Raw genomic sequence first — 6,385 nt, forward strand, 5'->3', positions numbered from 1 at the left:
AAAGAAAGCGGAACCCTCTTGTGACAACGGTTCGCCGGTAAGATAAAGGAAAGGGTCCCGCCAGTCAGCGGGGCCCTTTTTATTGCTCAACAGTATTTTTAAACCACATATATGCGCATCGCGATCCAGGGATTTGAAGGATGTTTCCACCAGATAGCCGCCCAGAACTACTTCGGCAAACAAACTGAAATCGAGGCCTGTGCCTCTTTTTCCGAGCTCGTCAGGAAGGTGAAGAACGCCGAAGCAGGGGTAGACGCCGGCATCATGGCCATCGAAAACTCCATCGCCGGCAGCATCCTGCCCAATTATTCCCTTCTTAAAAACTCCGGCCTCCACATCGTAGGCGAACTGTACCTGCAGATCAACCAGAACCTCATGGTGATGCCCGGGCAAACGATCGACGATATCCGCGAAGTGCACTCGCACCCCATGGCGCTGCTGCAATGCATGGACTTCCTCGCCCGGTACCCCCACATCAAGCTCGTGGAAACGGAAGATACCGCCCTCAGCGCCAAACATGTGAGCCAGAAGAAACTGAAAACCACCGCCGCCATCGCCGGCCAGCTCGCCGCCGATATCTTCGGCCTCGAAGTGATCGGGCGCAACATCCACACCGCCAAAAATAACTACACCCGCTTCCTGGCCATTTCCCGGAACGGCGTAGCCACCCCGGGGGATGCTAACAAATCTTCCGTATATTTCCAGACTTCCAACGAAAGGGGAAGCCTCGCCCGCGTACTCACCATGATCGCGCAGGAAGGCATCAACCTGAGCAAGATCCAGAGTTTTCCGATCCCCGCGAAGGAATGGCATTATTATTTCCACGCCGACATGGAATTCGACTCCCCGGAGCACTTCCAGCAGGCGCTCGACAAAATCGCTCCCCTCACCGAGCAGCTGACCGTGCTGGGGATTTACAAAAAAGGCAATACGCATACCTGATACCAACAATAATCTAACACCCATGCAACCTACCGTAGCCAAAAGATTGCAGCACACCGAGGAATACTATTTTTCACGGAAACTCCGGGAGATCGACGACATGAACAAAGCCGGCGCCCGCGTGATCAACCTCGGCATCGGCAGCCCCGATCTGCCCCCGCATCCCTCCGTTACCGCCGCCCTCACCGCGCATGCGGCCAAAACCGACACGCATGCCTACCAGGGCTATAAAGGCATCCCCGCCCTGCGGAACGCCATGGCGGCATGGTATGGCCGGTTCTACGGCGTTGCCCTCAACCCGGACACCGAAGTGTTGCCCCTCATCGGCTCCAAAGAAGGCATCATGCACATCTGCATGACCTTCCTCCAGGAAGGCGACGAAGCCCTCATCCCGGACCCCGGGTACCCTACCTACCGCTCCGCCGTGCAGCTCTCCGGCGCCACGCCCGTGACCTACACGCTCAGCGCAGATAACGACTGGCAGCCCGACCTCGCCGCCCTGGAACAGCGCGACCTCTCTAAAGTCAAACTGATGTGGGTGAATTACCCCCACATGCCCACCGGCTCGCAGGCAGTTGCCGGCACTTTCGAAAAACTCGTGGCTTTCGCCACCAAACATAATATCCTGCTGTGCCACGACAATCCTTACAGCTTCATCCTCAACAACGCGCCCGCAAGCCTCATGGCTACACCCGGCGCCATGGAAGTGGCGCTGGAGCTGAACAGCCTCAGCAAATCCGGCAACATGGCCGGCTGGCGCGTGGGCATGCTCGTAGGTAAAGCCGCCTTCCTCAACGATGTGCTGCGCTTCAAGTCCAATATGGACTCCGGCATGTTCCAGCCCGTACAGATGGCCGCCGTGGCCGCGCTGGAACTGGGCAAGGACTGGTACGATGGTTTAAACACCATCTACCGCGGCCGCCGCAATAAAGTGTTCGAACTGCTCGACCTGATCGGTTGCACCTACGACCGCAACCAGGTAGGCATGTTCGTATGGGCGCAGATCCCCGCGGGGTATGCAGACGGGTTTGCCGTGAGCGATGAAGTGCTGCAGCAGGCGCATGTCTTTATCACCCCCGGCGGTATTTTCGGAGAAAACGGCAAAGGCTACATCCGCGTGAGCCTCTGCCGCGACGAACAGGTGTTCGCCGAAGCCATCGACCGGGTGCGGACCAACATTGTAGAACGTAAAAAAGCCCTCGTATGATAGCAGCGGTAGTAGGCGTAGGCCTGATCGGCGGCTCCCTGGCGCTGAGCCTCAAGGAGCGCGGCGTGGCCAATTGGATCATCGGGGTGGATAACAATACCGTGAACCTCGCCAAGGCGCAGGAACTGGGCATTATCGACGAAGGCTCCACGCTGGACGACGCCATGAACCGGTCCGACCTGGTGGTGCTCGCCATCCCGGTGGATGCGATGCTGGGCAAGGTGTCCGACATCCTGGGCAAGGCCCGCGAAGGACAGGTAATTATGGACGTAGGGTCGACCAAACATAAACTATTGCAACTCGTTGCCGGTCATCCCAACCGGGGGCGCTTCGTAGCCGCCCACCCGATGGCCGGCACCGAGTACTCCGGGCCGGAGGCTGCCGTTAAAGGGCTGTTCAACGGAAAGACCATGGTGCTCTGCGACGTGAAGAACAGCGATGAAGACGCGCTGGAACTGGTGGAAGCGATGGTCGACAAGCTGAACATGCGCATCGTATATATGAACGGTGAAGAGCATGATCTGCATACGGCATACGTATCGCACATTTCGCACATCACTTCCTTTGCGCTGGCGCTGACGGTGTTGAAGAAGGAGAAAGAGCAGGGCCGGATCTTCGAGCTGGCCAGCGGGGGCTTCGAATCTACCGTTCGCCTCGCCAAGAGCTCGCCCGATATGTGGGTGCCCATCTTCAAGCATAACCGCAACAACGTGCTGGATGTGCTCGATGAGCATATCCGCCAGCTGGAGCAGATGAAAGAGCTGTTGCAGTCGGAGGACTACGAAACGTTCTACAAGCTCATCCAGAAGAGCAATAAAATCAGGAAAATTCTCAAGTAATCACCCTTTTCATCAACTAACACATCACGATAACAAAATGGAACAGATCTTAGCAAAAACGAAATTCGCCGATCCGGCTTCTGACAAGAAACCGCTGATCATTTCCGGGCCCTGCTCGGCTGAAACCGAGGAACAGGTACTGGCAACCGCGCTCGCGCTGGCCAAAACCGGCAAGGTAGACGTACTGCGCGCCGGCATCTGGAAGCCCCGCACCCGTCCGGGTTCTTTCGAGGGCATCGGCACCAAGGGCTTGCCCTGGCTGCAGAAAGCGCGTGACCTCACCGGCATGCCGCTGACCGTGGAAGTGGCTACCGCCAAGCAGGTGGAAGATGCGCTGCACTTCGGCGTAGACATCCTGTGGATCGGCGCCCGCACCACCGTAAACCCCTTCTCCGTACAGGACGTAGCCGATGCGCTGAAAGGCGTGGATGTTCCCGTGCTGATCAAAAACCCGATCAACCCCGACCTGGAGCTCTGGATCGGCGCTGTTGAGCGTATCCAGAAAGCCGGCATCAAGAAAGTGGGCCTTATCCACCGCGGCTTCTCCAGCTACGGCAACACCGAATACCGCAATGCGCCCATGTGGCACCTGGCGATCGAACTGAAACGCCGCCATCCTGAATTACCGATGATCTGCGACCCGAGCCACATCAGCGGCCGCCGCGACATCCTGCAGGCTGTGGCCCAGGAAGCCATCGACCTGGATTACGACGGCCTCATGCTCGAAACGCACGTAGACCCCGACAACGCCTGGAGCGATGCCAAGCAGCAGATCACGCCCGAGAAATTCGGTGAAATGCTCGCCAACATCACCTGGAAGCACGAGCGTTCCGAAAACAAGGAATTCAACACCGCACTGGAAAAACTCCGCAACCAAATCAACGGCATCGACGACGAGATCCTGCTGCTGCTGGGCAACCGCATGAAAATAGCCGAGAAGATCGGCCAGTACAAGAAAGAAAACAACATCACCATCCTCCAGACCAACCGCTGGAACGAGATCCTCGACCGCGCTATCCGCGCCGGCGAGAAACTGGGCCTCAGCAAGGAATTCATCCTGAAATACTTCGACGCGGTTCACCTCGAATCCATCAACCGTCAGAACAAAGTAATGAACGACTAAGCCAATTTTTTCCGGTACGAATATGATACAACAATCTCACCGTTTCCAGCAATCGAGCTGCGATTACTATCTCGGCGGAAGCCTCGCCAACCTTGGGGACTATGCCGACAGGTCGCGCGCTGTGTTGCTGGTAGACGAAAATGTGGACAAACATTACGGGCACCTTTTCGCCAACTGGAAAAAGCTGGTGGTGCCCGACGGGGAAGAGCACAAGACGATGGAGGTGATGGAACAGATTATTGACGGGCTGATCGAACTGGAAGCGGACCGCAAGACGATGCTCATCGGCGTCGGCGGCGGCATGCTGACGGACGTTACCGGTTTTGCCGCCAGCATCTACATGCGCGGTATGCCTTTCGCTTTCGTTCCCACTACGCTGCTCGCGCAGGTAGACGCATCCATCGGCGGCAAGAACGGCGTGAGCCACGGCATGCATAAAAACATGCTGGGCACCATCCGCCAGCCTAATTTCATCCTGTTCGACTATTCGCTGCCGGCCACGATGCCGGAAGGGGAGTGGTGCAACGGTTTCGCGGAGATCATCAAATACGCATGTATCTATGACGAAGAACTGTTCACTTACCTGGAAGTGAATAAGGAGAAGGCTTTGGCGAGGGATGTGGAAGTGCTGGAATTCCTCGTGCAGCGGTCCGTTGAGATTAAAACCAAGTTTGTACTGGAAGACGAGTTCGAGAGCGGTATCCGCCGCTGGCTGAACTTCGGGCATACGCTCGGCCATGCCGTAGAGAAAATCGAGAACATCGCCCACGGTAAAGCAGTGGCCATCGGGATGGTAGCAGCCGCTAAGATCTCCGAAAAATACAACCAGCTGCCATCCGAACAAACCAACCGCCTTATCCGTTTGATCAACGATTACCGCCTGCCGGTGACGCTGGAATCAGACAAAGAAGCGGTGTTCAACATCTTCCGGCTGGATAAGAAGCGTGAAAAAGACCACATTCATTTCGTGCTCCTCAACAGGATCGGCGAGGCTACCACCAGGCCGATCCTGCTCGACGAGCTGAAGCAGATATTACAAGAAATATAGCCCATGATAGCAACGATACAACCCGGCCATATCAGCGGCAATGTGACTGCCAACCCTTCCAAGAGCGCTATGCAGCGCGCGGTGGCGGCGGCGCTCCTGGCCACCGGGAAAACGGTGATCCGCAATCCCGGCCTGAGCAACGATTGCCTCGCCGCCCTGGAAGTAGCCGAAAACCTCGGCGCCATGGTGAAGCGCGTAGACGAAGAGATCCACATCACCTCCAAAGGCGTGGCCCCCTTCTACGACGAAATCAACTGCGGCGAATCGGGCCTCGGCATCCGGATGTTCACGCCCATCACCGCCCTGGCGGACCGTAACATCACCATCAGCGGCCATGGAAGCCTCGTAACGCGGCCCATGGACTTCTTCGAGCAGGTGCTGCCGCAGCTGGGCGTGTCCGTTAAAAGCAACGGCGGCAAACTTCCCCTCGAAATCAAAGGCCCCCTGCAGGCTAAAGATATCACCATCGACGGCTCCCTTTCCTCCCAGTTCCTCACCGGCCTGCTCATGGCCTTCGGGAGCGTGGCGGAGAAAGCGACCATCACCGTCGACAACCTGAAAAGCAAACCCTACATCGCGCTTACGCTGCAATTGATGGATCATTTCGGGGTGAAGGTGAAGAACGAGAACTTCGAAAAGTTCCATTTCGAACGCGCCCAATCCTACCGCGCCTGCGAGTATACCGTAGAGGGCGACTGGAGCGGCGCGGCATTCCTCCTCGTGGCCGCAGCCGTGGCCGGCAAGGCGGAAGTGCATCATCTGAATACGCAGTCTGCCCAGTCCGACAAGGCGATTATGGAAGCCCTTGAAAAAGCGGGCGCCGATATCCTGCCGGGCATGTTCACCGTCATCGTGGGCAAAAGCGGCCTGCAGCCTTTCGAAATCGACGCTACCGATTGCCCCGACCTCTTCCCGCCGCTGGTGGCGCTGGCAGCCAACTGCAACGGCACCACCGTGATCAAGGGGGTGAGCCGCCTTGCGCACAAGGAAAGCGACCGCGGGCTCACATTACAGCAGGAGTTCGGCAAAATGGGCATCCGCATCGACCTCGACGGCGACCTCATGCACGTGCATGGCGGCACCGGCATCAAAGGGGCCCGGGTGTTCTCGCATAACGACCACCGCATCGCCATGGCATGCGCCGTTGCGGCGCTCACGGCCGACGGGCCTGTTACCATCGACAATGCGGAGGCCATCAACAAATCTTATCCCGAATTCTACGACCA

Annotated in this window: 6 protein-coding genes; all 6 read left to right on the forward strand. The window is 57.5% G+C overall.

Annotated features, from left to right (window positions below):
- Window positions 1–111: 111 nt before the first annotated feature.
- On the forward strand, window positions 112–942 hold the full coding sequence (locus Q0510_RS08080) for a prephenate dehydratase (protein WP_298709906.1): 831 nt from the start codon (window positions 112–114) through the stop codon (window positions 940–942).
- Window positions 943–964: 22 nt separating this feature from the next.
- The gene (locus tag Q0510_RS08085; RefSeq protein WP_298709908.1) at window positions 965–2,149 is read left to right on the forward strand and encodes an aminotransferase class I/II-fold pyridoxal phosphate-dependent enzyme; all 1,185 of its coding nucleotides are present in this window, start codon (window positions 965–967) and stop codon (window positions 2,147–2,149) included.
- Window positions 2,146–2,988, forward strand: a complete 843-nt coding sequence (locus Q0510_RS08090) for a prephenate dehydrogenase (RefSeq protein ID WP_298709909.1) — start codon at window positions 2,146–2,148, stop codon at window positions 2,986–2,988. Before Q0510_RS08085 ends, Q0510_RS08090 begins: the two co-directional genes overlap by 4 nt.
- A 37-nt stretch (window positions 2,989–3,025) precedes the next feature.
- On the forward strand, window positions 3,026–4,111 hold the full coding sequence (locus Q0510_RS08095; protein WP_298709911.1) for a chorismate mutase: 1,086 nt from the start codon (window positions 3,026–3,028) through the stop codon (window positions 4,109–4,111).
- Between the two features lie 22 nt (window positions 4,112–4,133).
- Entirely contained in the window at window positions 4,134–5,159 is a 1,026-nt protein-coding gene (gene aroB / locus Q0510_RS08100) for a 3-dehydroquinate synthase (RefSeq protein WP_298709913.1), read from the forward strand.
- A 3-nt stretch (window positions 5,160–5,162) separates the two neighbouring features.
- The coding region (gene aroA, locus Q0510_RS08105; RefSeq protein WP_298709915.1) for a 3-phosphoshikimate 1-carboxyvinyltransferase at window positions 5,163–6,385 on the forward strand (1,223 nt) is incomplete at its 3' end.

The sequence above is a fragment of the uncultured Chitinophaga sp. genome, from assembly GCF_937874145.1.
GTDB lineage: Bacteria > Bacteroidota > Bacteroidia > Chitinophagales > Chitinophagaceae > Chitinophaga.

Bases quoted from the DNA above. Each gene is read 5' to 3' on its own strand.
- aroB (WP_298709913.1), top strand. From the start codon at position 4,134: ATGATACAACAATCTCACCGTTTCCAGCAATCGAGCTGCGATTACTAT.
- Q0510_RS08085 (WP_298709908.1), top strand. From the start codon at position 965: ATGCAACCTACCGTAGCCAAAAGATTGCAGCACACCGAGGAATACTAT.
- Q0510_RS08080 (WP_298709906.1), top strand. From the start codon at position 112: ATGCGCATCGCGATCCAGGGATTTGAAGGATGTTTCCACCAGATAGCC.
- Q0510_RS08095 (WP_298709911.1), top strand. From the start codon at position 3,026: ATGGAACAGATCTTAGCAAAAACGAAATTCGCCGATCCGGCTTCTGAC.
- Q0510_RS08090 (WP_298709909.1), top strand. From the start codon at position 2,146: ATGATAGCAGCGGTAGTAGGCGTAGGCCTGATCGGCGGCTCCCTGGCG.